Here is a 22287-nt window from a genome sequence, read left to right on the forward strand (position 1 = left end):
CGTTGCGGGCATCTTGACCCGACAAGCCAATTTGTTCTTGCGCTGGAGGTGCCACGAAGTCAAACCACGCCGCGCCGCCGAAACAAAAAACATCTCAATCAGTTAACAGGCAAATGTGTGGCAGGGCGTCGTGGAAGCGACGCATCTGCCGTTATTTCCGCGCCAGCAGCGCCTTGACCAGTTTTTCATCGACCGCGCCGGTCGCCGGCATCTTGTTGTCGGTCTGGAAAGCCATGATCGCGGTCTTCGTCTTCTGGCCCATCTTGCCGTCGGCGTCGCCCGCGTCGTAGCCATTCTTGTTGAGAATGCGCTGGATGTTCTGGACGGCCTTCTTCATGTCGATGCTGGCGGTCGTCTGCGGCGCGCCGTCCTGCCAGGATTCGGGAATGTCGGCCGAATTGGCTGCCGCATCCAGCGGCTTGGCCTTCCACAGTTCGGTTGCGGCGCGGGCACGTTCGAGCTGCTCGGGCCGCAGCGCGTTGGCGATCTCGTCGCGCTTGGCCGCCGCATCCTTGTCGCCGGTCTTGGCGACAAGCGCGAACCATTTGTAGGATTCTTCGAGGTTCTGCTTCATGCCGACGCCCTTGGCGGCGAGGATGCCGAGGTTGAACTGGCTGTCCTTGACGCCGACGTCTGCTGCCGCCTGGAACCAGTGCGCGGCCGATTCATTGTCGGTGACGCCATCCGCGGCCATGGCGAACAGCACGGCCAGATTGTGCATGGCGCTGGCGTTGCCCTGCTCGGCGCCGAGCTGATACCAGGTCTTCGCTTTCTTGATATCGCGCGCGACGCCGATGCCCTTCTCGTAGAAATTGCCGATGCGGTATTCGGCCGGCGCGAAGCCGAGCTCGGCCGACTTCTCGTACCATTTGGCGGCTGCCGCCATGTCTTCCTTGACGCCACGCGACTCGGCGTAGCGCGAACCGATCTCAAACAATGCCTTGGCGTCGCCACTGCCGGCGGCATCGCGCAAGGCGACCGGGCCGGCGTCGGCGGGAATGTCGATCTTGGCGGTGACCGCTGCCGGCGAAGCGCCCGCCGGCGGAACCGCGCCCGTCGTGTCCTTGGCGGTGATCGGCTCGGCCACGTCAGGCTGGGTGCTGGTGTCGGCATCGTTCGCTTGCGTGGCGGCCGCGGCGACCGGTGCCGCTGAAGCCGTCATGTCAGGCGCCGCCGCGCTCGCATCGGCGGGCGTGGCCGAAGCAACAGGCGCGGGAGCCGGCCCCGTTGTCGGCTTGGCATCCATCGACGGCGCGATGGATGGCGGCGTGGCCATCGTGCTTTGCGCGGCAATGTCATCCTTGGTTGCCGCTTCGGACGGCTCGGCCTGTCTGACCGGACGGGCCGGCGCGCTTTCCATGGCCGGGGGCTGAGCGTCCGTCTTCGGCTGGCTTGCGGCGTCTACCGAGGCGGTTTGCACCGGCTGCGAGGCGACGGTCGGCGCGGCGTCGTTGCTCGCCACCTGCGCCGGATCGGCGAAGAAGGCCTTGCCCAGTTGCAGGCCGGCAAGCGCCAGCATGATCGCGGCGGCCGCCATCAGGATCGGCTTGCGCCGCGCCTTGAGCAGATCGCCGATCCGCAGCGCCTTCACCGGTCCGGTCAACGTCGACTGGCGCTTCAGGGCATCGGCCTCGGCGGCCGCGGCCTGCGCTGCCCGCCGGGCTGCGGCGATGAAATCCGATTTGGCGGCATCGGTGTCGCTGGGCTTGGCCGGTTGGCCGCGCTCGTCGCGCACGCGCTTCATGATGGCATTGAGGTCAGGTGCGCCGGAGCCGGGCTCCAGCGGCCGGTTGGCCATTTTCGGATCGAGCGGCTCGTCGAGGTCGACGTTCGGTGTCGGGATACTCGGCGCCGAGCCGGCCAGCGGCGGAATGTCCGCCTCCTTCTTGCCCTTGAATGCACGTGCCAGCCCGCCGAACAACGATTTGCGGCCGCCTGCCGGTTCGCTTTTTTCGGCGCTCGTGTCGGAACTGAGAGCAGCCATGGCCGCGGCAGCGGCGGCCTCGGCCGGCGAGCGCGTGCCCAGGTCGCCACGCGTGCCCAGGTCGCCGCGCATGCCCGGTTCGCTGCGCACACCCGGCTCATTGCGCAGGATGGCGGCGGCACGGCCGTCGAGATCGGCCATGTCGCCGGTCAATGGCATCGGCTGATCGATATCCATCGACGGTGCATCGACGGCCATCTTGGATCGCCGCGCGCCGCGCCAGCTTTTCGCCTCGCCCGTCCCCGTTTCCAGGAGTTCGCTCACCGCCTCGACCGGCTCGCCGGGTTCCAGCGAACCCAGCCTGTCGACGATCTTGAGCAGCGTGTCGTGAATCGCCTCGAACGTTCTCGAATTGCGCTCGTCCGAGCGCCGCGTCAGCGTTTCGAGCGTTTTCAGGTCTTGGGCGAGACCGGAAACGGCCGTCGTGTTGGCGCTCGAACCGGCCAGCGAACGCACCGCGTTCTCGGCCGCTTCGCGCGCCGCGCCGAGGATGGAATCGCGGGTTCCGGCCAGCGACTTCTCGATCTCGTTGAGACGCGGGCTGATGTCCTCGAATTCCGGCAGCGGGGTGCTGGGTTTTGAAAGGTGGGCGGACAGGCCGGCGACCTGCGCCTCCAGGCTGCGGATCAGCGCCGGATCGATGCCGGCCACCTGCGCGGCCGACGCGTCCAGCCGGCTTGAAATGTCTTCGAGCCGGCTTTCCAGGCCCCGGATAGCCGCTTCGCCCGCGGGATCGGGAATACGCGTTTCCAGACGCTTGGCCAGCGCGGTGAAGCGGGCGTCGATGGCTTCCATGATGCCGGCGCTGTCGACGTGCGGCATGCGCTGGTCCAGCCTGTCGGCAACCTCGTCCAGTCGACGCTCGAGATCGCGGAACAGCATGTTGCCCTGTTCGATGGCGTCGCCCTGGCGGCGTTCCATCATGCCCGACAGCACGTCGAAGCGTTGCTCCAGCCCGTGGAAGATGTAGTCGGCGTCGGGCATGGCAGCCGCCTGGTCGATCTTGTCGGCGATGAGCGCGATCTGCTTGGCCAGGCGCTCCATCGCCTGTTCGGGCAGGTTGGCGCGGCCGGCGAGATCGTCGACGCGGGCCGACAGCGTGCTCAGCCGGTCCATGACCGCGTTGCCGGGACGGTCCTGTGCCACTTCCTCGATCTGCTGGGCAAGCGAGTCGATCCGCTTCTCGATGCGCTCGAAAGCCTCGTGGTCGAAAGAGTTGGCTTGCGCCGCGACCGTCGAGGCCACGATGGCGCGGGAAATCTCGTCCAGCCGCTCGTCGATCATGCCAAGCGTGTCGCTGCCGCGATTGTCCTGCTGGCTGGCGAAATGATCGACGGCGGCAGCAAGCGTGCGCACCTTTTCCTCGAGCGAGCGCAGCGACAGCGATTCCGGCAGGTTGTTGACGGCGTTGGAGATCTGCTCCAGCCGGTCGGTCAGAACAGACAGGCCGGGGTCGTCGGAGCGCCTGCGCTGGTCGGCGTCGACCCGATCCTCGAAGGCAGTCCAGCGGCGATCGAAATCGTCCCAGCGGCGGTCGACCTTCTGCACGCTCTCCTCGCGCGCCAGCGTGTCGAGCGCGGCTTTGACCTGCTCGAGCTCGAGCCGCAGCATGTTGACGCTTCTGTCGTCGCTCTTCTCGGCCAGTGTCTGGATAGCGCCGGAGAGCCGTTCGAACTCAAGGCCAAGCTCGGCGCTGCCCTTGGCCGATGCGCCAGGCTTGGCGCCCGACTGGAAAGCCCGCTCGATGTCCTTGCGCAGCGCTTCGAATTCCCGCTGCAGCCCGGCCGTCATCTGGTGGCGCAGTTCCTCGCGCATGCCGCGCAACTCGCCGGCGATCTTGCCGACCATGGCAACGCCGTCTTCCTGGCCGCGCACGCGATCGATGTCGCGGGCGATGGCCTGGTAATTCTGCTCGAAAGCGGCGGGCTGTGTCGGGCTCTTCGGGCGCGGCGCCGGCTGCGGATCCTCGTACCAGCGCTGTCGGCCGGACGGTTGGGCGGCGGGATAGCGCGCTTCGGTGCCGTATTGGCGCGGATCGGGGCGTCCCATCGGGTCCTCGCGCGTCCGCTCCAGCCGCTGCTCCAGCGTTTCGAGGGAACGGTTCAACTGCTCGAGCGTGGTCTGCGGCCTGCGCTGCCTGCCGGCGTTGAGTGTATCGAGATAGGACCGCTTGCTGTTCATCGGTGCGTCCGTCTTTCAGAATGGCTGGCTCGCGGCCAGTTCCCCCAAGTCCTGTCGGAACGAAGGCGACCTGCGGCTATGCCGCGGCGGAAGACGAGCCTCCCGGGTTCTCACCCGCGCTCCGAAAAACCGTGAAAAATTCGATACAGGATAACCACGGGTAGCCGACGCGCCCACATTTCGCCCAACGTGGTAAACAACGCGTTAACCAAACTTAAGAAGTTGCAAGGATGTTGGATGCCGGCCTGACGGTGCGGCATAAAGCTCGGCGCGCAGAACGCCCTTGCGTCATGAGGCGGCTATCGGTATAGAATTGACGTAAACGTAAAAGGCGCATCGAGCGTGCTGTTTGCGATTTGTTTGTTGAAACCACGACCGGAAGCAAGCCCCCGCTTCCAGTCAGGCGACGCACGGTCCAGGACCGCGACGCCACCAGACGGGGAAAGCCAGTGACCATGAAGCTTATCTCGGCCGGCGAGACCGCGGCCAATACCAACAATATGTCTGTCGAACCCGGCGAGGACCTTGTCCGCATCGGCGAGATGTCCAAGAAATATGGAGTGACGCTGCGCACGCTGCGTTTCTATGAAGACAAGGGCCTGCTCAACCCGCAGCGCGACGGTTCGACCCGTCTCTACACGCGCCGCGACAAGGCCCGGCTGAAGCTGATCCTGCTGGGCCGCAAGGTCGGGTTCTCGCTGCGCGACGTCAAGCAGATGATGGACCTCTACGATCCGACCGGCTCCAACACCAAGCAGCTGCGGCTGGCGCTGGACAAGTCGGAAAAGCAGCTTGCCCGCCTGCAGAAGCAGCGGGCGCTGATCGATGACGCCATCAACGAGCTGAGCGGCTCGATGTCGGCCGTTCGCCAGATGCTGGCCGAGCGTTCGGCGCCGCAGGCGAGCGTCGCCGGCTAATTCATCCGCTGACTGTCTGACTATCGAAGCCGCGTGGCCCTGCCGCGCGGCTTTTGGGCTATTTGGGAGGGCAGTGAACCGCCACCTCAGGACGGAACTTGTGCTTGTGAGGTGCTGATCCGCAAGCCGATTGCGCCCGCGCCCTCGAGAAGCGCGAGCAAACTCCAGAATGCCTCGGGGGAAGCGGTTCCGAAGTGCACGCTCAGCGCCTTGGGCCGGATGGAGAGAGAATGGATGACATTTCCGAGCTCGGCACCTTCCCGATAACGCTCGTCATCGGGGTCGAACCAGTGCCGGAACCAAGCGCCTATCTGGTCGAGCGGAGGAGCCACGAGCGTGTGATGAACTACGGGGTCGTTCCATTGAAGCTGCTCTATTAGGATGTCGGCGCGGCCGAGCCGACCTGATATCGGTTGGAATGTGACAATGTCGGACTGGAGCTCGACAACGTCAACCTCTCCGTCATTTTTGACAAAGTCGCAGCAGTCAGCTGTTGAAAAAGTCCACCTTCCTCGCCGAGCTGAAATTTTACTTCCGAAGATCCCTGGACGCAGCTCTGCTGCTGCTCTCTCACGAATGCCCGGAACTGGCCCACATAGTGGTCCTGGATGCTGATTATGAAAGCGGCTGGATCCATATGATGAAATTGCCTCGGCGGGAAAGCACAGGCAAGCGGCGACGCCCGAAAATTCCGGCCAAAGAGATTACGCCTTCGAAAATTTTCGAGGGGCGAGAAAATTGACGTTTACGCAAACGTCAATTTTTGCTATCCCGACCTCAACATGGGGTCCGCATGCCGTCCCTGGCTGACTTCGGGGACTTTCGGACCAGGTCTGCAGGGTGGAGAAAAAACATGCCGACATACAGGGCCCCGGTCCAGGACACGCTGTTCGTGCTGAACGAGGTGCTGGGTTACCAGCGCTATTCGAACCTTCCCGGATTTGCCGACGCCACGCCCGATGTGCTGGAGGCGATCCTCGCCGAAGGTGCCAAGCTCGCTGAAAACGTCATGCTCCCGCTGAACCGTGTCGGCGACATGGAAGGCTGCGTGCGTCATGACGATGGCTCGGTGACGACGCCGAAAGGCTTCAAGGAGGCCTTCGACCAGTATCGCGAGGGCGGCTGGATGGGGCTGGCCGCACCGGTCGAGTTCGGTGGCCAGGGCCTGCCCTACGCCGTGCACACCGCCGTCGCCGAATACATGGTGTCGGCCAACATGTCGCTGATGATGTATCCGGGCCTGACGCAGGGCGCGATCGCGGCGATCATCACCCACGGCACCGACGATCAGAAAGCCAAGTGGCTGCCGAGGATGGTCGAGGGCGCCTGGACCGGCACCATGAACCTGACCGAGCCGCATTGCGGCACCGATCTCGGCCTGCTGCGCACCAAGGCGGTGCCGAATGGCGATGGCACCTACAAGATTTCCGGCCAGAAGATCTTCATCTCGGCCGGTGAGCACGACATGTCGGACAACATAGTCCATCTGGTGCTGGCCCGCATCGAGGGCGCGCCCGAAGGCGTCAAGGGCATCTCGCTGTTCATCGTGCCGAAACTCAAGCTCAACGCATCGGGCAATCCGGGCACCAGGAACACCGTCTCCTGCGGCTCGATCGAGGAGAAGATGGGCATCCACGGCAATTCGACCTGCGTCATGAACTATGACGAGGCCGAAGGCACGCTGCTGGGCGAGGCCAATGGCGGCTTGAAGGCGATGTTCACGATGATGAACGAGGCGCGCCTTGGCGTCGGCCTGCAAGGGCTGTCGCTGTCGGAGATCGCCTATCAGAACGCCGTCGCCTACGCCAAGGACCGCTTGCAGGGCCGCTCGCTGTCGGGGCCGAAGGCGCCTGACAAGAAGGCCGACCCGATCATCGTCCATCCCGACATCCGCCGCAGCCTGATGACCATGAAGGCCTTCAACGAAGCCGGCCGCGCGCTGGCGTTGTGGACGGCGATCAAGTCCGACATCGCCCACCGCTCCGGCGACGACAAGGACCGCCAGGCCGCCGACGACTACACCGGCCTGATGACGCCGGTGGTCAAGGGCGTGCTCACCGACAAGGGGTTCGACCACGCCGTCATGGCGCAGCAGGTGTTCGGCGGTCACGGCTACATCGAAGAGCACGGCATGAGCCAGTTCGTTCGCGATGCCCGCATCGCCATGATCTATGAAGGCGCCAACGGCATCCAGGCGCTCGACCTCGTCGGCCGCAAGCTCGGTTTGAATGGCGGCCGCGCCATGCAGGCCTTCTTCAAGGAGGTCGGCGAATTCTGCGAGGAAAACCGTTCCGACGAGAAGATGGCGCCGTTCACCAAGGCCTTGAAGAAGGGCCTCAACGATCTGCAGGCCGCCACCATGTGGCTGCTGCAGAACGGCATGGCCAAGCCCGATAATGCGGGCGCCGCCTCGACCGACTTCATGCATCTCTTCGGCCTTGTGGCGCTGGGCTACATGTGGGCGCAGATGGCCAAGGCGGCACTTGGCAAGGCTGACGCCAACGGCTCCCAGTCCTTCTACGACAACAAGATCGTGACGGCGCGCTTCTTCATGGAGCGGATCATGCCGGAGACCGGCGCTCACCTCGCCCGCATTTCGAGCGGTGCCGATACGCTGATGGCCCTGCCGGCGGAAGCGTTCTAAGCTCGAATGCCGGCACCGCCGGCCTAGTCTGTCGATACGCGGAGGAAATCGTGGCGACAAATCCCGCCGAAGTGCTCTCTTTGCCGAAGCCCGCCTGGGCGGCGGATGAGGTCGGCATGCTCTACGAAATGGCGCACCGCTTCATGTCGGAGGAGATCGCGCCGCGATACGACGAATTCGAGAAGAACGAGATGGTCGACCGCGAGAGCTGGCGCAAGGCCGGCGCCGCCGGTCTGCTCTGCGCCTCGATGCCGGAGGAATATGGCGGCTCGGGCGGTACCTTCGCGCATGAGAGCGCCATCATCGAGGCCATCGGCCATGTCGGTGTCGACGGTTTCGGCATCGGCCTGCACAATTCGATCGTCGCGCCCTACGTCCTCCACTACGGCTCCGAAGAGCAGAAGAAGAAATGGCTGCCGAAGCTGGCGACCGGTGAGCTGATCGGCGCCATCGCCATGACCGAGCCCGGCGCCGGCTCGGACCTGCAGGGCGTCAAGACGCGGGCCGAGAAGGATGGCAACCAGTACAAGATCAACGGCTCCAAGACCTTCATCACCAACGGCCAGCTTGCCAATTTCATCATCGTCGTCACCAAGACCGATCCGGAGAAGGGCGCCAAGGGCACCTCGCTGATCGTCGTCGAGACCGACGAGGTCGATGGCTTCCAGCGTGGCCGCAACCTCGACAAGATCGGGCTGAAGGCCAACGACACCTCGGAGCTGTTCTTCAACGATATGCGCGTGCCGACCTCCAACCTGCTCGGCCACGAAGAAGGGCAGGGCTTTGTCCAGCTAATGCAGCAATTGCCGCAGGAGCGGCTGCAGATCGGCACCGGGGCGATTGCCATGATCGAGCGGGCGCTGGCGCTGACCATCGACTACGTCAAGGAGCGCAAGGCGTTCGGCAAGGCGATCATCGAGTTCCAGAACACCCAGTTCAAGCTGGCTGAACTCAAGACCGAGGCGACCATCGGCCGCGTCTTCTACAATGATTGTGTGACCCGCCACATCTTCGGCGGCCTCGACCCGGTGACGGCGTCGATGGCCAAATACTGGCTCAGCGACCTGCAGGGGAAAGTCGTCGACGAATGCCTTCAATTGCATGGCGGCTATGGCTACATGAATGAATATCCGATCGCCCGCATGTTCCGCGACGCTCGCGTCCAGCGCATCTACGGCGGCACCAACGAGATCATGAAATTGCTGATCGGACGCTCGCTCTGAGCTGCGTTCGATAAACCCAAGGAGCAAGAAATGACCGAAGCTTACGTCTATGACGCCGTGCGCACGCCGCGCGGCAAGGGCAAGAAGGACGGATCGCTGCACGAGGTGCCGGCGGTGCGGCTTGCCGCCAAGACGCTCGAAGCGTTGCGCGACCGCAATGGGCTCGACACCGGCAATGTCGACGACATCATCTTCGGTTGCGTCGATCCTGTCGGCGAGGCGGGCTCGGTCATTCCGCGCGCCGCCGCCTTCGAGGCCGGCTATGACACCAAGGCGCCCGGCATGCAGATCTCGCGCTTCTGCGCGTCCGGCCTCGACGCCATCAATTTCGGCGCCGCCAAGATCGCGCAGGGCGCCGATGAGATCGTCATTGCCGGCGGCGTCGAATCGATGTCGCGCGTCGGCATGGGCGCCTCCGGTGGCGCCTGGTTCATGGATCCTTCGGTAGGCCTGCCCGGCTGGTTCGTGCCGCAAGGCATCTCGGCCGACCTGATCGCCACCAAATACGGCTTTTCCCGTGACGACGTCGACGCCTATGCGGTCGAGAGCCAGAAGCGCGCTGCAAAATCCTGGGCCGACGGCCGCTTCAGGAATTCCGTCATTCCGATCAGGGACCAGAACGGCCTCATCATCCTCGATCATGACGAGCATATGCGGCCATCGACCGACATGCAGTCGCTGGCCTCGCTCAACCCGTCCTTCGTCATGCCCGGCGAAATGGGCGGCTTCGATGCCGTTGCGGTGCAGAAGCACCCCGAGGTGGAAGAGGTCAACCACGTCCACCATGCCGGCAATTCGTCCGGCATCGTCGATGGCGCCGCCGCAGTGCTGCTCGGCTCGAAGAAGGCCGGCAAGGCGATGGGTATCAAGCCGCGCGCCCGCATCCGCACCTTCGCCAACATCGGCTCCGAGCCGGTGCTGATGCTGACCGGTCCGGTCGACGTCACCGAGAAGCTGTTGAAGCGCGCCAAGATGAAGCTGTCCGACATCGACCTGTTCGAGCTCAACGAGGCCTTCGCCTCGGTCGTGCTGCGCTACATGCAGGCCTTCGATATCGAGCACGACAAGATCAACGTCAATGGCGGCGCCATCGCCATGGGCCATCCGCTCGGCGCCACCGGAGCGATGATCTTCGGCACGGTGCTGGACGAACTCGAGCGCCGCGATCTCAACACCGCGCTGGTGACGCTGTGCATCGGTGCCGGCATGGGCACCGCAACCATCATCGAACGCGTCTGACGGGGAGAGAAATCATGAGCTACACCAATTTCACCCTCGACATCGACGCCGACGGCATTGCGCTGGTCACCTGGAACATGCCGGACCGCTCGATGAACGTCTTCACCGAAGAGGTGATGAACGAACTCGACCAGATTATCGACCAGGTGGTGGCCGACGCCGGCATCAAGGGCGCGGTGATCACCTCGGGCAAGGACAGCTTCTCCGGCGGCGCCGACCTGACCATGCTGCAGAAGATGCTGACGGTGTTTGCCCGCGAAAAGACCAAGGATCCGGAGAAGGCGGCAAAGCTGCTGTTCCACAATGCCGGTCGCATGGGCGGCCTGTGGCGCAAGCTCGAAACCTGCGGAAAGCCGTGGGTGTCGGCGATCAACGGCACCTGCATGGGCGGCGCCTTCGAGCTGTCGCTCGCCTGCCATGGCCGGGTTGCCGCCGACAGCGACAAGGTCAAGATGGCCTTGCCGGAAGTCAAGGTCGGCATCTTCCCCGGCGCCGGCGGCACCCAGCGCGTGCCGCGGCTGACCGATCAGCAGCAGGCGCTGCAGATGCTGACCTCGGGCCAGACACTGTCGCCGCAGAAGGCCAAGTCGATGGGCCTGATCCACGAGATCGCCGAGCCGGCCAAGCTGGTCGACACCGCCAAGGCGATGATCAGGAACGGCCTGAAGCCGGTGGCGCCGTGGGACGAGAAGGGCTTCAAGCTGCCCGGCGGCCCGATCTACTCAATGGCGGGCGCCAATTTGTGGCCGCCGGCCATCGCCATCCTGCGTCGCGAGACCTATGGCAATTATCCGGCTGCCGCCGCGATCCTGAAATGCGTCTATGAAGGTCTGCTGGTGCCGTTCGACACCGGGTTGCGCATCGAGCAGCGCTATTTCACCGAGATCATGCAGACCCAGGAAGCAGCGGCGATGATCCGCTCGCTGTTCGTCTCGCTGCAGGAACTGAACAAGGGCGCGCGTCGCCCGGCGGGCGTGCCGGAAACCAAGTTCAAGAAGATCGGTATCCTCGGGGCCGGGTTCATGGGCGCCGGCATCGCCTATGTCACCGCCAAGGCCGGCATTCCGGTGGTGCTGCTCGACCGCGACGTGGAGTCGGCCGCCAAGGGCAAGGCGCATTCCGACAGCCTGATCTCGGATCAGGTGAAGAAGGGCCGCGCCAAGCCCGAAGAGAAGGACAAACTGCTGTCGCTGATCACGCCGACGGCCGACTATGCCGACCTTGCCGGCTGCGACCTGGTGGTCGAAGCGGTGTTCGAGGATTCCGCTGTCAAGAAGAGCGCCACCGAACAGGCGGAAGCGGTGCTTAAAGCCTCGGCGATTTTCGCCTCCAACACCTCGACCATTCCGATTTCGTCGCTGGCCAAGAACTCGGCCCGGCCGAAGAATTTCATCGGCATCCATTTCTTCTCGCCGGTCGACAAGATGATGCTGGTCGAGATCATTCTGGGCAAGAAGACCGGCGACAAGGCGCTCGCGACAGCCATCGACTTCGTCCGCGCCATCAAGAAGACGCCGATCGTCGTCAACGACACGCGCGGCTTCTACGTCAACCGCTGCGTGTTGCGCTACATGTCGGAAGCCTACAAGATGCTGATCGAAGGCGTCCCGGCACCAATGATCGAGAATGCGGCGAAGGCCGCCGGCATGCCGGTAGGTCCCCTGGCGCTCACCGATGAAACGGCCATCGACCTCGCGCAAAAAATCATGAAGCAGACCATGCGCGATCTCGGCGACAACGCTGTCGACCAGGAACAGATGGCGCTGATCAACACCTTGGTCGACGACCATGGCCGCTTCGGCCGCAAGAACGGCAAGGGTTTTTACGACTATCCAGCCAAGCCGGCCAAGAAGAAGCTGTGGCCGGGCCTGAAGGATCTCTATCCGCAGCTGGCGCCCGAGAAGGTCGACTATGAGGAGCTGCAGCAGCGGCTGCTGGTCACCATCGCCCTGGAAGCGGCGCGGGTGATGGAAGAGGGCATCGTCACCGATCCGCGCGAGGCCGATGTCGGCTCGATCCTGGCCTTCGGCTTCGCGCCTTACACCGGCGGCGCGCTGTCCTATATCGACGGCATCGGGGCCAAGGCATTCGTCAAGATCGCCAAGAAGCTGCAGAAGAAATACGGCGCCGAATTCAAGGCGCCCAGGCTGCTGCTCGACATGGCCGAGAAGGGCGAGACCTTCTACCAGCGCTTCGATCCCTACGCCAAGGGTGATGTGAAGCAGGCAGCCTGACGCCGGCCGAAACACAAAGGCTGGCCGACACACATGGGACGCCATAGCACGTTCATTTTGCGCATGATGGCCACGGCACGCAGCCGTGGCCGAGCGGATGTTCATAACCTCCCATCAGGACCTGCGCCCGGATAGGCTGATCTCCGACCATCGATGTCCGACCGCTGAAACCGCGCCCTTCGCGCGGCCAAGGGCGCGCCGTCTGGGCGTGGCGGCACGCAGTTTTGTTAGCGATCCGCCAGCTGCGCCCGGGTAGTGTCTCAGTTTGAAATCCGGCGGCCTTTACGCGCTGCTCGCTCTTGCCCTTCCGATGCGGTATGATTTTGTTTGGGAAAACCAAATTTGATGGGCATTGGAATGTTGTCCTCCGACCTAACGAATGTCATCGAACAGGATCATCTGGCTGTGGGTGCTTTTGTTAAGGGCGATCCTGAGCCCCTGAAAAGCCTGTATTCGCGACGCGATGACGTGATAATCGCGAACCCGTTCGGTCCACCGGCCAGGGGATGGACAAAGGCTGCTGAGACCATGGATCGAGCTGCCACCAACTACCGGGATGGCGAGGTCATCGGCTTTGAGCGAATTGCCGAGTACGCGACGGCAGACTTGGGCTATATCATGGAGATCGAGCGGGTCCGATCCAAGGTTGGAGGCGCCGTTAAACTGGTGCCGATTGCGCTTCGGACCACCACTATCTTCCGGCGGGAGGATGGCGTGTGGAGGATCGTTCTACGTCACGCCGATCCTATCACGTCGGCACGGCCAGCGGCGTCGGTAGTTGGGCAGTAGAAGATACCGACCGGACCGAAAGGTCAAAAGCGCCCCGCCGATGTGATCGGCAATGCCGTCCGCGTCATGCGCATTGCTACCGGCGAGGAAGCCGACGATGTGCAGGACGACGGCAAGAGCGCCGCCGCCAAAGAGCTTGATTCGAAGGGTGGCAAGAAGCGCGCCGAGAATATGACGCCAGAGCGGCGCGCCGAGATCGCGAAGAAGGCGGCGGAAAGCCGCTGGAAGCGCTAGGCGCGCCCCTCTCGCCATTGCCGCTCCGCAAACTGAGACACTACCTGCGCCCGGTGGACATGGCGGCGAATGCGCGCTAGACAGGAAGAGGCATTTTTTCCTGTTTCGAGGAGAGCGAGATTGCTCTCGCATGAGCGTGTCTGGGCTGCCATCGATGCTCTCGCCGAGCGCTATTCGCTGTCGGCTTCGGGCCTGGCCCGGCGCGCGGGGCTCGATTCGACCGCCTTCAACAAGTCGAAACGTCTGTCGTCGGATGGCCGGCCGCGCTGGCCTTCGACCGAATCGCTGGCCAAGATCATCGAGGCGACGGGCGCTTCGCTCGACGAATTCACCGGATTGATCGAAGGCCGGACCGGATCCGACCCGGCTGCGTCGGCCGCCCGCAAACGCTCCGTGCCGTTGCTCGGCTTTGCCCAGGCCGGCGCCGGGGGCTTCTTCGACGATGCCGGCTTTCCGGCCGGGCAGGGCTGGGATCTGGTCGAACTGCCGGCGCAATCGACCGAGAGCTCCTATGCGCTGCAGGTGCAAGGTGATTCCATGCTGCCGCTCTACCGCAATGGCGACGTTCTCATCGTCGAGCCAGGCGCCGTCACCCGCAAGGGCGATCGCGTCGTCGTCAAGACCACTGCCGGCGAGGTGATGGCCAAGGTGCTCGAACGCCAGACCGTCAAGTCGATTGCGCTGGTCTCGCTCAATCCCGATCATCCCGACCGCGACATTCCCATGCGCGATGTCGAATGGGTGGCGCGGATTGTCTGGGCAAGCCAGTAGGTCCGGCAGGTGCGGCTCCTTCAGCTTGCCCTGGCGGTTCTGACGATCCCGGTGATGGTGGCCATGATCGTCGCTGGCGGTCGCACGCTGAAGGGAAGTGAAAGCGTGGTCACGGTGGACCAGGTCGATCCGGGCGCCGATACGATCTCGCAACAGGGCATCGAGACGATGCCCGAAGAGCCCGCGACATCCGCCATATCGGCTGCACAGCCGCCAAAGCCGGCGGCGCATTCGAGGGCGATCGACCCCGAAATTGTCGCGCCGCCCCAGCTTCCCGCCGAGGAACTTGAACGGGTCGAGCCGCGCGCGCCGCTGAGCAAGCTGGCGCTGGCCGTGCCGCCCAAGCCGAAAATGCCCGACGACTGGAACGGGACAAAGCTGTTCCAGCCGGTCGCGCCGGCCGCCGGCCTGATCGAGGCGAAGGGCTATTCGGTCGCGGTGTCCGGCATCGACGTCGTCCGGCAGGACGAGACCTGCAGCGATGACGGCAGGTCCTGGCCGTGCGGCGTCCGGGCGCGGACGGCGTTCCGCGGCTTCCTGCGCGGCCGCGCTGTGGCCTGCACCGTGCCGCCCGAAGGCGGCCGCCACCTGATCGCCGCCGAATGCCGGATCGGCAAGCAGGATGTCGGCCAATGGCTGGTCGAAAACGGCTGGGCCCGGGCCGCCAAGGGCGGCCCCTATGTCGAGGCCGGCGACAAGGCTCGCGCGGCGAAGAAAGGCATTTTCGGATCGGCGCCGAACCTGTCCGGCATGCCGGCGATGCCGGCCGCACCGAGCCCGGCGCCTCAGGCGCCGAGCTCGATCCTGGAAGAGGTCGACGGCGTCCTCAAGTCAGCTGACCAGCCAGCGCCCGCTCAATGAGCGCCCGCGTCTCGGCGATGCCGTAGAGCGCGGCGAACGAGCCGAAGCGCGGGCCGCGCTCCTGGCCGATCAGCACCTGATAGATCATCTGGAAGAAGGCACCCGAAACGCCGGGGCCGCCTTCCGGGCTTTGCTTGGAATGATCCTGATAGCGTTCGATCCTGCGCGCGACGTTGAGCGAAGCGTTCTGGATCGCTTCGCCGTTGGCGTCCGCCGGCAGCGCGCCAAGCGCTGTGTCGAGGGCTGCCAGCGCCTCGCGCTCGACCTCGTCGGCTGGACGGAAGGTTTTCGTCGGCTTCACGAAATCGTCGAAATAGCGGATCGCGTGGCCGACCAGTTGGTCGAGCTCGGGATGCGTCTTGGGCGTCACCCCCGCGGTATGGCGCGAGATGAAGCCCCACAGCACATCCTTGTTCTGCGCGTTGGAAGCGCTGACCAGATTGAGCAGCAGCGAGAACGGCACCGGCATGTCGATGGCAGGCGGGTTGCCGTCATGCATATGCCAGACCGGGTTGCCCAGCCGCTCCTTCCAATCCTGGCGGGGATAGGCCGCAAGGGAAGTGTAATATTCGTCCACCGCCCTCGGGATGACGTCGAAATACAGCTTCTTGGCCTGCCGCGGCCGCTGATACATGTAGAGCCCGAGGCTTTCGGTCGGCGCATAGGTCAGCCACTCGTCGATGGTCAGCCCGTTGCCCTTCGACTTCGAGATCTTCTGGCCGTTCTCGTCGAGGAACAGTTCGTAGACGAAATGCTCCGGCGCGCGCCCGCCCAGAATGTTGCAGATGCGGTCATAGACCACCGCATTGGTCTGGTGGTCCTTGCCGAACATCTCGAAATCGACGCCAAGCGCTGCCCAGCGCATGCCGAAATCCGGCTTCCACTGCAGCTTCACCCTGCCGCCGGTGATCGAAAGCGTGGTCTCCGTGCCTTCGTCGTCGAAGGTGATGGTGCCGGCCTTGGCATCGACATGCTTCATCGGCACGTAAAGCACGCGGCCGCTCTTCGGCGAAATCGGCAGGAACGGGCTGTAGGTCGCCTGCCGCTCGGAGCCGAGCGTCGGCAGCATCACCGCCATGATCTTGTCATAGCGTTCGGCGGCGCGCAGCAGCATCGCGTCGAAGCGGCCTGACTTGTAATATTGCGTCGCGCTGGCGAACTCGTAGTCGAAGCCGAACGTGTCCAGGAAGCGGCAAAGCATCGCGTTGTTGTGATCGGCAAAGCTCGCATAGTCGCCGCCGAACGGATTGGGAACCGACGACAGCGGCTTGTGCAGGTGCGGCTCGAGCGCTGCGCGATCCGGCACGTTGTCGGGTATCTTGCGCATGCCGTCCATGTCGTCGGAAAAGCACAGCAGCTTGGTCGCAACCTTGTCCTGCGTCAGGACGCGGAAGGCATGCCGCACCATCGACGTGCGCGCCACCTCGCCGAACGTGCCGATATGCGGCAGGCCGGACGGTCCGTAGCCGGTCTCGAACAGGACTGTTTCGGGAAAGTCGGTGCCTTTGTAGCGCTCGATGATCTTCTTGGCTTCCTCGAACGGCCATGCCTTGCTCTCGGTCGCGGCCACCAGCAGCTCGGGGTTGAGATCGATGATGTTTGATCCCGCCATGTCAGTGTTTTCCAAATCATTCGCCGGCCCAAATCCTTCGAAGGCGGGGCCGGAGCAGGGGTTTTTCAACCGGTCTCTAGGCGTGCATCGCCGGAGCGTCAACGCGTGCGGCGCTTTTTCCTTGCGATGCGGATACCGCGTTCCTACCTTCGGAGCCCATTCAAGGAGTGAGGAATGGCTTTGCCGACGCCGCATGAAGCGCTGATCTACCTGATGGTCATCACCTCGGCCTCCGATCGCGACATGACCGATGTCGAACTGGCACGGATCGGCGAGGTCGTCCGCTCATGGCCGGTGTTCGAGGATTTCAACCACGACCGGCTGCTCGGTGTCGCCCAGGCTTGCCAGAAGATGCTGCAAGAAAAGGACGGGCTGGAAGGCGTTCTTGCGCGGGTTGCCGAGGCCCTGCCTGAGCGCTTGCGCGACACCGCCTATGCCGCCGCCTTCGAGGTTGCCGCCGTCGATCTCGAAATGCGCATGGAAGAGGTGCGGGTACTGCAGCTCATCCGCCGCCAGCTCGACCTCGACACGCTGACGGTCGCCGCCATCGGCCGCGCGGCAAAGGCGCGGCTGCGTACCCTGACCTGAATCTCAACAAACCCTGGGCCGTGCTCTGGAATCAGAAAAAGCTGACCGGAAAATAGCGCAGGTAGAATTCGGCGAACGTGCCTTTCATCGAAATCTCCTGCAGCGCGTAGTCGAGTGCTGCGGCCAGCGCCGGATTGTCCGCCCTGGTGGCGATGGCCATGCCTGAGCCCAGATATTCGGGCGCCAGATAGGGGCCGCCGGCAAAGCGGCAGCAGCCCGCTGCATCCGAGCCGCCCAGCCAGAAGGCCAGCCGCATGCCGTCGCCGAAGGCGGCGTCGAGCTTGCCGGCCTTGAGATCGGTATAGAGATCTTCCGGCCTGTCGAAGGGGATGATCTGAACGGTGTTGAAATAGTCGCGCAGCATGCGCTCATGCGCCGAGCCAGCGACCACGCCGACACGCTTGCCGCGCAATTTGTCGAAGACCGGTTCGGTCAGCGCCTTGCTCTTCGGCATGACGAAGCGGGCCGGGAACTGCAGGTAGGAGCGCGAGAAGGCATAGGTCGAGCGCGAGTCCGGCGTTGCGGCGATCCCGGCGATGATCGCCTCGCCCTCGCCTTTCTGCAGCGCGCCTTCGAGCTCTGCCCAGGGCAAGGCCTGGATTTGGCATTTTTCGACGATGCCGAGCTCGGCGCAGATGGCGCGCGCCAGATCGATGTGGAAACCGGACAGCTTTCCCGCGCTGTCGAGGAAATTGAAGGGGGGGAAATCGGTGGTCGTCAGGAAGCGCAAGCGGGGCAGTGCTGAAAGGTCCGGCTTCGGCAACCGTTCCTTGGCGTCCCACAGCACCGGAACTTGCGGCTCCGCAGCACGTATGTCGTCGGCGAACGACAGCAATCCGATCAGCATCGCAAGAGCGAAGGATCTCCACTGGAACGCCACAATAAAAACTCCGCCACAGTCGTGCTCGCACCGGTTTTGGTACGAAAATGGTACAGGCACAATGGTTTTTGATTTCAACACGTCGATTTCAGGATATGATTAGTGGGTTTAAAAACTAGCTCTGGCCGCCTTGGTGGGGGATCAAGGTTGGGAGCCACAGAATAAAGAAGCGGTTTGCAATCCGTGGTCGGTGGTGAAGTGCAAATCAAGCACGCATCATTGGTCGCAAATGCACAGGGCAACATGGGGTTGATGTTGCGATGGGTCAGTTCGATCGCACGCTGGAATTCATAGACCAACTGCAGCACGCCGGAACGGCGGCGGCAGTCTGCGAAAAGTTGCTGGGCATAACGTCGGATTTCGGCCTCACCGCGCTGATGGCGGGAACCGTGCCGCAGCCGGGCACGCCGGCGGGCCAGCAAAAGCAGCATGTGCTGCTCTGCGACTGGCCCGTTGAATGGCTGGAGCGCTATGTGGCGCGCAACTATGTCGATCACGACCCGGTCGTCAGCCATATGAAACAGCTGCAGGCGCCGTTCCAGTGGCGCGAAGCCTCGCAGGGCGCCCGCTTCGACAAAAGCAGCGGCGAAGTGATGGGCGATGCCGGCGCGTTCAAGTTGCGCGACGGACTGGCCTTCCCGCTGATCACGCTCGACGGCCAGATCGTCATGGTGTCGCTGGGCGGCGAGGCGGTCGAATTGTCGGCGGCCGAGTTCGGCCTGGTCTCGCTGGTGTCGACCTATGCGGTCGGCCGCGCCATGCAGCTCCACACCATGGCGAACAAGACCATCGATCATATCGTGCTGACGCCGCGCGAACGCGAATGCCTGCAATGGGCCGCCGTCGGCAAGTCCGAATGGGAGATTTCGCAAATCCTCGGCATCTCCGAACACACCTCGGAGAAACATCTTCTTAACGCCAAAAGCAAACTTGGCGCGGTCAACCGGGTACAGGCCGTCGCGGAAGCGATAAGGCGCGGCTACATTAGCTAGGGCGGCCGTGCCGGCCCAGCAATTCTAGCCTACGTGATCACGCAATTTTCTAGTCGAAGCACGGCCGTATCTTCCTCTGAAACCAGGAGATGACGGATGCTTTTTTCCCTTACCACCCAAGAATTGATGGAACGTCCCGACCTTTGGGAAGCGGTCCATCGCTTGCGCTACAAGATATTCGTCGAGGAGATGGGATGGAATGATCTCAAGCGCCCCGACGGGCTCGAATGCGACCAGTTCGACCATGACGAAGCCGTCCATCAAATCGTCATCAGGGGCAGTGAAGTCGCAGGCTACCAGAGGCTTTTGCCGACGACGCGGGCACATCTTCTGACCGAGGTGCTGACTGATCTCTTCGAGGGAACGCCGCCCTCCGGACCGAGCATCTACGAGTTGACCCGCTATGCGGTCGCTCCCGGTTTTCGCGATGGTCGTCGCGGTGTGTCGACTGTCGGCACCGAGCTGATCGCCGGCTTCGTCGAGTGGGGGCTGAAGCGCAACGTCAACCAGATGATCATCGAGTTCGAGCCGATGTGGGTGCTGCGCGCATTGCAGCTGCATTTCCTGGCGACCCCGCTGGGCTATCAGCGCACCTATGGCAACCAGCAGGTCGTCGCCACCCTGCTTACCTTCAACGAGCATACGCTCGACGTGGTGCGTTCGCGCCGCAATCATTTTGCCCCCGTGCTGGCCAGGGGATATCCCGACATGCTCGGCCAAAGGCGTGCGTCGTGAGATCGGAGACAGTCATGAGCCCCCATCCGCAACCCGAACTTCGCAATCACACGCTGATCGTCACCGTGTCCTCAAATGACGGCAGGCCGGTGCTGGACAGAACAGCCTATGAAAGCCTGGCAAAGAGCTTCCACGAAGCCGCCGACAATGAGGAGGTGCGCGTCGTCGTGCTGCGCGGCCTGGCAGGCTGCTTCTGTCTCGGCGGCGATTTCTCCGAATTCCTCGACGCCACCAAGCACCAGAAACTGATCGCCGCCGTCACCGATCTGTTCCGCACGCTTGCGACGTTTCCGAAACCCATCCTTGCCTGCGTCGATGGCGATGCCGTCGGTGTCGGCTGCACCATCCTGTTCCACTGCGACATGGTGATTGCGTCGGATGAAAGCACGTTCCGGGTACCGTTCGTCGATTTCGGCCTGGTGCCGGATGCGGCGACCAGCATCCTGGCGCCGCAAAAGCTCGGCTATGCCGGTGCTTTCCGCTTCTTCTGCCTCGGCGACACGCTTCGCGCCGAGGACGCCAGGGCGCTCGGCCTCGTCGCCGAGATCGTGCCGGGCGGCAGCGTCGAGGACGCGGCCCTCGGGCGGGCGAGGCAGCTAGTCAAGAAGCCGGTCGCTGCCTTGCTGCAGACGCGCGGCCTGCTCAAGGGCAACACCGGCGCGCTGTGCGAGCGCATCGATCAGGAGATCTCGCTCTTCCAGCAGGCGCTGCAGGACGACACCACGCTGCGTCGCCTGCAGCGCATCGCCCGGCTGGCGGCTTGAACGGTCACACCGAAAGGCGTCGATGAAGCGCCGCGCGGCCTCTGGCTGCGCGGCGCAAAAGCGTCGCCCTGTTTTTCGCGGGCCATCCTATTCTTTCAAAAACGACGGCCCTTCGCCGATGATCTTCTTGTCCTCCTTGCCGATCACGTCGAGATCGCGGCCGTCATAGGGCAGCGACGAGAGGATGCGTCGCATGACCGCCAGCCGCGCACGCCGCTTGTCGTTGGCCCGCACGATGATCCACGGCGCGAACGCCTTGTGGGTGCGCTCGAACATTGTGTCGCGGACCTTGGTGTAGTCGTCCCACTTGGTGATGCCGGCAACGTCGATCGGCGAAAACTTCCAGCTCTTCAGCGGGCTGTAGCGGCGATCGTGGAAGCGCTCGAGTTGCGTTTCCCGGCCGATGTTCATCCAGAACTTGAAGAAATGGATGCCCTCGTTGGAGATCATCCGTTCGAAATGCGGCGTCTCGTCGAGAAACTGCTCGTGCTGCTGCGGCGTGCAAAAACCCATCACCGGCTCGACGCCGGCGCGGTTGTACCAGGAGCGGTCGAAGGTTACGAATTCGCCCGATGTCGGAAAATGGTCGACATAGCGCTGGAAGTACCATTGCCCCTGCTCGGTCGGGGTCGGCTTGGTCAGCGCCACGTTGCGTGCTGTACGCGGGTTGAGATACTGGCGCACCACAAAGATGGTGCCGCCCTTGCCGGCGGCGTCGCGGCCCTCGAACAGCGCCATCACCCGTTTGCCGGTCGACTGCAGCCATGCCTGCGCCTTGACCAGCTCGATCTGCAATTTCTCGAGCGTCTCGTCATACTCGTCGGTTTTCATCTTCTTGTCATAGGGATAGCCGCCAGCGGTCAGCTTGTTGTCTTCGATCCAGTCGGGAAGCACGGGATTTTCGATATCGAACTCCCGCTCCTTGCCGTCGATCCTGATCTTCAACGGACCCGAGGTCGGCGCGGCGGGAGTTTCCTTGGTGTTTTTCATCGAGACGAACCCTTTCCTGCTTCCGGACTCATGCTATTGGAAGCCACTGCAGCGCCGCGCGTCCGTTTTGCACGCGCAAGGATGCTGTAGCACTTTGATTTTGCGCATGATCCTTTCCGAAATCGATTCCCGATTTTTGGGCCATGCGCTAGACCGGTTTCAGCGGAAGTTTCCGTTGCCGGTCGACCGGGTGCGAGGCAAGGGTGTGCGCGCGAGCGAAATGGCTGACCTGGACGCAGAGCAGAAAGGCATGGCGCAAGCCCTGGCCGTCCGGCTGTGGAACAGCCGCTGGCTGCTGATCGCCGGTGTCGTCGCGGTTCTCGCTGTTTATGCCTTGGCCGCGATATCCGCCTATGTCGTCCTTGCGGCGCTGGCGTTGCTGCTTCTAGACGGCAATGCTGCCGGCCGCCCGCATGCGTCAGTCCGCCGAGAGTGCCGCGGCGATCGAGGCAATCGGTTTTGCAACGGCTCTCCGGAGAATATCTTGCGGCCGCCGTCGCCGACCCGCTGATCATCTTCGACCAGACCGCCACCCATCGTCCACGCCAATGCCGCCGCCTTCGCCGCCTTCGGCGGGATCGCCCCAGGTCTGTCGCTGCCGCTAAAATTCCGGGCACCGGAAATGCAGGCTCTGCTGGACGGCGTGCTG

The 22287-nt window shown here is 63.6% G+C and carries 19 protein-coding genes and 1 pseudogene; 16 read left to right on the forward strand and 4 right to left on the reverse strand.

The window, feature by feature from the left end; translation table 11 throughout:
• Positions 1-151: 151 nt before the first annotated feature.
• The gene (locus ACFSQT_RS06570; protein ID WP_379017638.1) at positions 152-4165 is read right to left on the reverse strand and encodes a peptidoglycan-binding protein; all 4014 of its coding nucleotides are present in this window, start codon (positions 4163-4165) and stop codon (positions 152-154) included.
• 455 nt (positions 4166-4620) lie between these two features.
• Between ACFSQT_RS06570 and ACFSQT_RS06575 the strand changes: the two genes are divergently transcribed.
• The 11 genes from ACFSQT_RS06575 (at position 4621) to ACFSQT_RS06625 (ending at position 15077) form a co-directional block, all read left to right on the forward strand.
• Positions 4621-5082: a MerR family transcriptional regulator gene (locus ACFSQT_RS06575; protein WP_379017670.1), complete on the forward strand. Its 462-nt coding sequence runs from the start codon at positions 4621-4623 to the stop codon at positions 5080-5082.
• 230 nt (positions 5083-5312) lie between these two features.
• Positions 5313-5462, forward strand: a complete 150-nt coding sequence (locus ACFSQT_RS06580) for a hypothetical protein (protein ID WP_379017640.1) — start codon at positions 5313-5315, stop codon at positions 5460-5462.
• A gap of 113 nt (positions 5463-5575) precedes the next feature.
• Positions 5576-5824, forward strand: coding sequence for a hypothetical protein (locus ACFSQT_RS06585; protein ID WP_379017642.1), 249 nt, complete (start codon positions 5576-5578; stop codon positions 5822-5824).
• 111 nt (positions 5825-5935) lie between these two features.
• Positions 5936-7726 carry an acyl-CoA dehydrogenase gene (locus ACFSQT_RS06590; protein ID WP_379017644.1) on the forward strand — a complete coding sequence of 597 codons (1791 nt, stop codon included), beginning with the start codon at positions 5936-5938 and terminating at the stop codon, positions 7724-7726.
• A 50-nt stretch (positions 7727-7776) separates the two neighbouring features.
• Positions 7777-8949, forward strand: a complete 1173-nt coding sequence (locus ACFSQT_RS06595) for an acyl-CoA dehydrogenase family protein (RefSeq protein WP_379017646.1) — start codon at positions 7777-7779, stop codon at positions 8947-8949.
• Positions 8950-8979: 30 nt separating this feature from the next.
• On the forward strand, positions 8980-10188 hold the full coding sequence (locus ACFSQT_RS06600; RefSeq protein WP_379017648.1) for an acetyl-CoA C-acetyltransferase: 1209 nt from the start codon (positions 8980-8982) through the stop codon (positions 10186-10188).
• Positions 10189-10202: 14 nt separating this feature from the next.
• Positions 10203-12422: a 3-hydroxyacyl-CoA dehydrogenase NAD-binding domain-containing protein gene (locus ACFSQT_RS06605; RefSeq protein ID WP_379017650.1), complete on the forward strand. Its 2220-nt coding sequence runs from the start codon at positions 10203-10205 to the stop codon at positions 12420-12422.
• A gap of 345 nt (positions 12423-12767) precedes the next feature.
• A complete protein-coding gene (locus tag ACFSQT_RS06610) occupies positions 12768-13211 on the forward strand; it encodes a YybH family protein (RefSeq protein ID WP_379017652.1) in 444 nt (147 codons plus the stop codon).
• A gap of 42 nt (positions 13212-13253) precedes the next feature.
• Positions 13254-13445: an RNA-binding protein gene (locus ACFSQT_RS06615; RefSeq protein WP_379017654.1), complete on the forward strand. Its 192-nt coding sequence runs from the start codon at positions 13254-13256 to the stop codon at positions 13443-13445.
• 120 nt (positions 13446-13565) lie between these two features.
• On the forward strand, positions 13566-14216 hold the full coding sequence (locus ACFSQT_RS06620; RefSeq protein ID WP_379017656.1) for a S24 family peptidase: 651 nt from the start codon (positions 13566-13568) through the stop codon (positions 14214-14216).
• Between the two features lie 9 nt (positions 14217-14225).
• Positions 14226-15077 (forward strand): thermonuclease family protein, encoded by an 852-nt coding sequence (locus ACFSQT_RS06625; protein WP_379017658.1) that lies wholly within the window; start codon positions 14226-14228, stop codon positions 15075-15077.
• Here ACFSQT_RS06625 and ACFSQT_RS06630 read toward each other — a convergent pair.
• Positions 15043-16689, reverse strand: a complete 1647-nt coding sequence (locus tag ACFSQT_RS06630) for a lysine--tRNA ligase (protein ID WP_379017660.1) — start codon at positions 16687-16689, stop codon at positions 15043-15045. The genes ACFSQT_RS06625 and ACFSQT_RS06630 overlap by 35 nt on opposite strands.
• Positions 16690-16863: 174 nt before the next feature.
• Here ACFSQT_RS06630 and ACFSQT_RS06635 point away from each other — a divergent pair, with 174 nt between their 5' ends.
• Positions 16864-17277, forward strand: coding sequence for a tellurite resistance TerB family protein (locus ACFSQT_RS06635; protein ID WP_379017662.1), 414 nt, complete (start codon positions 16864-16866; stop codon positions 17275-17277).
• A 31-nt stretch (positions 17278-17308) separates the two neighbouring features.
• On the opposite strand, the gene ACFSQT_RS06640 is transcribed toward ACFSQT_RS06635, so the two are convergent.
• Positions 17309-18157: a transporter substrate-binding domain-containing protein gene (locus ACFSQT_RS06640; RefSeq protein WP_379017664.1), complete on the reverse strand. Its 849-nt coding sequence runs from the start codon at positions 18155-18157 to the stop codon at positions 17309-17311.
• 260 nt (positions 18158-18417) lie between these two features.
• Here ACFSQT_RS06640 and ACFSQT_RS06645 point away from each other — a divergent pair, with 260 nt between their 5' ends.
• From ACFSQT_RS06645 to ACFSQT_RS06655, 3 genes are all read left to right on the forward strand, one after another.
• Positions 18418-19149, forward strand: a complete 732-nt coding sequence (locus tag ACFSQT_RS06645; RefSeq protein ID WP_379017193.1) for a helix-turn-helix transcriptional regulator — start codon at positions 18418-18420, stop codon at positions 19147-19149.
• Positions 19150-19245: 96 nt separating this feature from the next.
• The gene (locus tag ACFSQT_RS06650) at positions 19246-19884 is read left to right on the forward strand and encodes an acyl-homoserine-lactone synthase (protein WP_379017192.1); all 639 of its coding nucleotides are present in this window, start codon (positions 19246-19248) and stop codon (positions 19882-19884) included.
• A 14-nt stretch (positions 19885-19898) separates the two neighbouring features.
• Complete coding sequence (locus tag ACFSQT_RS06655; RefSeq protein WP_379017191.1) at positions 19899-20648, forward strand: enoyl-CoA hydratase-related protein; 750 nt, start codon at positions 19899-19901, stop codon at positions 20646-20648.
• Positions 20649-20735: 87 nt separating this feature from the next.
• On the opposite strand, the gene ppk2 is transcribed toward ACFSQT_RS06655, so the two are convergent.
• The gene (ppk2, locus tag ACFSQT_RS06660; RefSeq protein ID WP_379017190.1) at positions 20736-21638 is read right to left on the reverse strand and encodes a polyphosphate kinase 2; all 903 of its coding nucleotides are present in this window, start codon (positions 21636-21638) and stop codon (positions 20736-20738) included.
• Between the two features lie 220 nt (positions 21639-21858).
• Here ppk2 and ACFSQT_RS06665 point away from each other — a divergent pair.
• A pseudogene (locus ACFSQT_RS06665) lies at positions 21859-22287 on the forward strand (two-component sensor histidine kinase); the annotation flags it as partial.

This window comes from Mesorhizobium calcicola, from assembly GCF_042682105.1.
GTDB classification, from domain to species: Bacteria; Pseudomonadota; Alphaproteobacteria; order Rhizobiales; family Rhizobiaceae; genus Mesorhizobium; species Mesorhizobium calcicola.

Excerpts from the sequence above, each read along its gene's own strand:
- ACFSQT_RS06605 (WP_379017650.1), top strand. The coding sequence starts at position 10,203 with ATGAGCTACACCAATTTCACCCTCGACATCGACGCCGACGGCATTGCG.
- ACFSQT_RS06655 (WP_379017191.1), top strand. The coding sequence starts at position 19,899 with ATGAGCCCCCATCCGCAACCCGAACTTCGCAATCACACGCTGATCGTC.
- ACFSQT_RS06590 (WP_379017644.1), top strand. The coding sequence starts at position 5,936 with ATGCCGACATACAGGGCCCCGGTCCAGGACACGCTGTTCGTGCTGAAC.
- ppk2 (WP_379017190.1), bottom strand. The coding sequence starts at position 21,638 with ATGAAAAACACCAAGGAAACTCCCGCCGCGCCGACCTCGGGTCCGTTG.
- ACFSQT_RS06645 (WP_379017193.1), top strand. The coding sequence starts at position 18,418 with ATGGGTCAGTTCGATCGCACGCTGGAATTCATAGACCAACTGCAGCAC.
- ACFSQT_RS06580 (WP_379017640.1), top strand. The coding sequence starts at position 5,313 with ATGGATGACATTTCCGAGCTCGGCACCTTCCCGATAACGCTCGTCATC.
- ACFSQT_RS06600 (WP_379017648.1), top strand. The coding sequence starts at position 8,980 with ATGACCGAAGCTTACGTCTATGACGCCGTGCGCACGCCGCGCGGCAAG.
- ACFSQT_RS06650 (WP_379017192.1), top strand. The coding sequence starts at position 19,246 with ATGCTTTTTTCCCTTACCACCCAAGAATTGATGGAACGTCCCGACCTT.
- ACFSQT_RS06630 (WP_379017660.1), bottom strand. The coding sequence starts at position 16,689 with ATGGCGGGATCAAACATCATCGATCTCAACCCCGAGCTGCTGGTGGCC.
- ACFSQT_RS06575 (WP_379017670.1), top strand. The coding sequence starts at position 4,621 with ATGAAGCTTATCTCGGCCGGCGAGACCGCGGCCAATACCAACAATATG.
- ACFSQT_RS06635 (WP_379017662.1), top strand. The coding sequence starts at position 16,864 with ATGGCTTTGCCGACGCCGCATGAAGCGCTGATCTACCTGATGGTCATC.
- ACFSQT_RS06570 (WP_379017638.1), bottom strand. The coding sequence starts at position 4,165 with ATGAACAGCAAGCGGTCCTATCTCGATACACTCAACGCCGGCAGGCAG.
- ACFSQT_RS06610 (WP_379017652.1), top strand. The coding sequence starts at position 12,768 with ATGGGCATTGGAATGTTGTCCTCCGACCTAACGAATGTCATCGAACAG.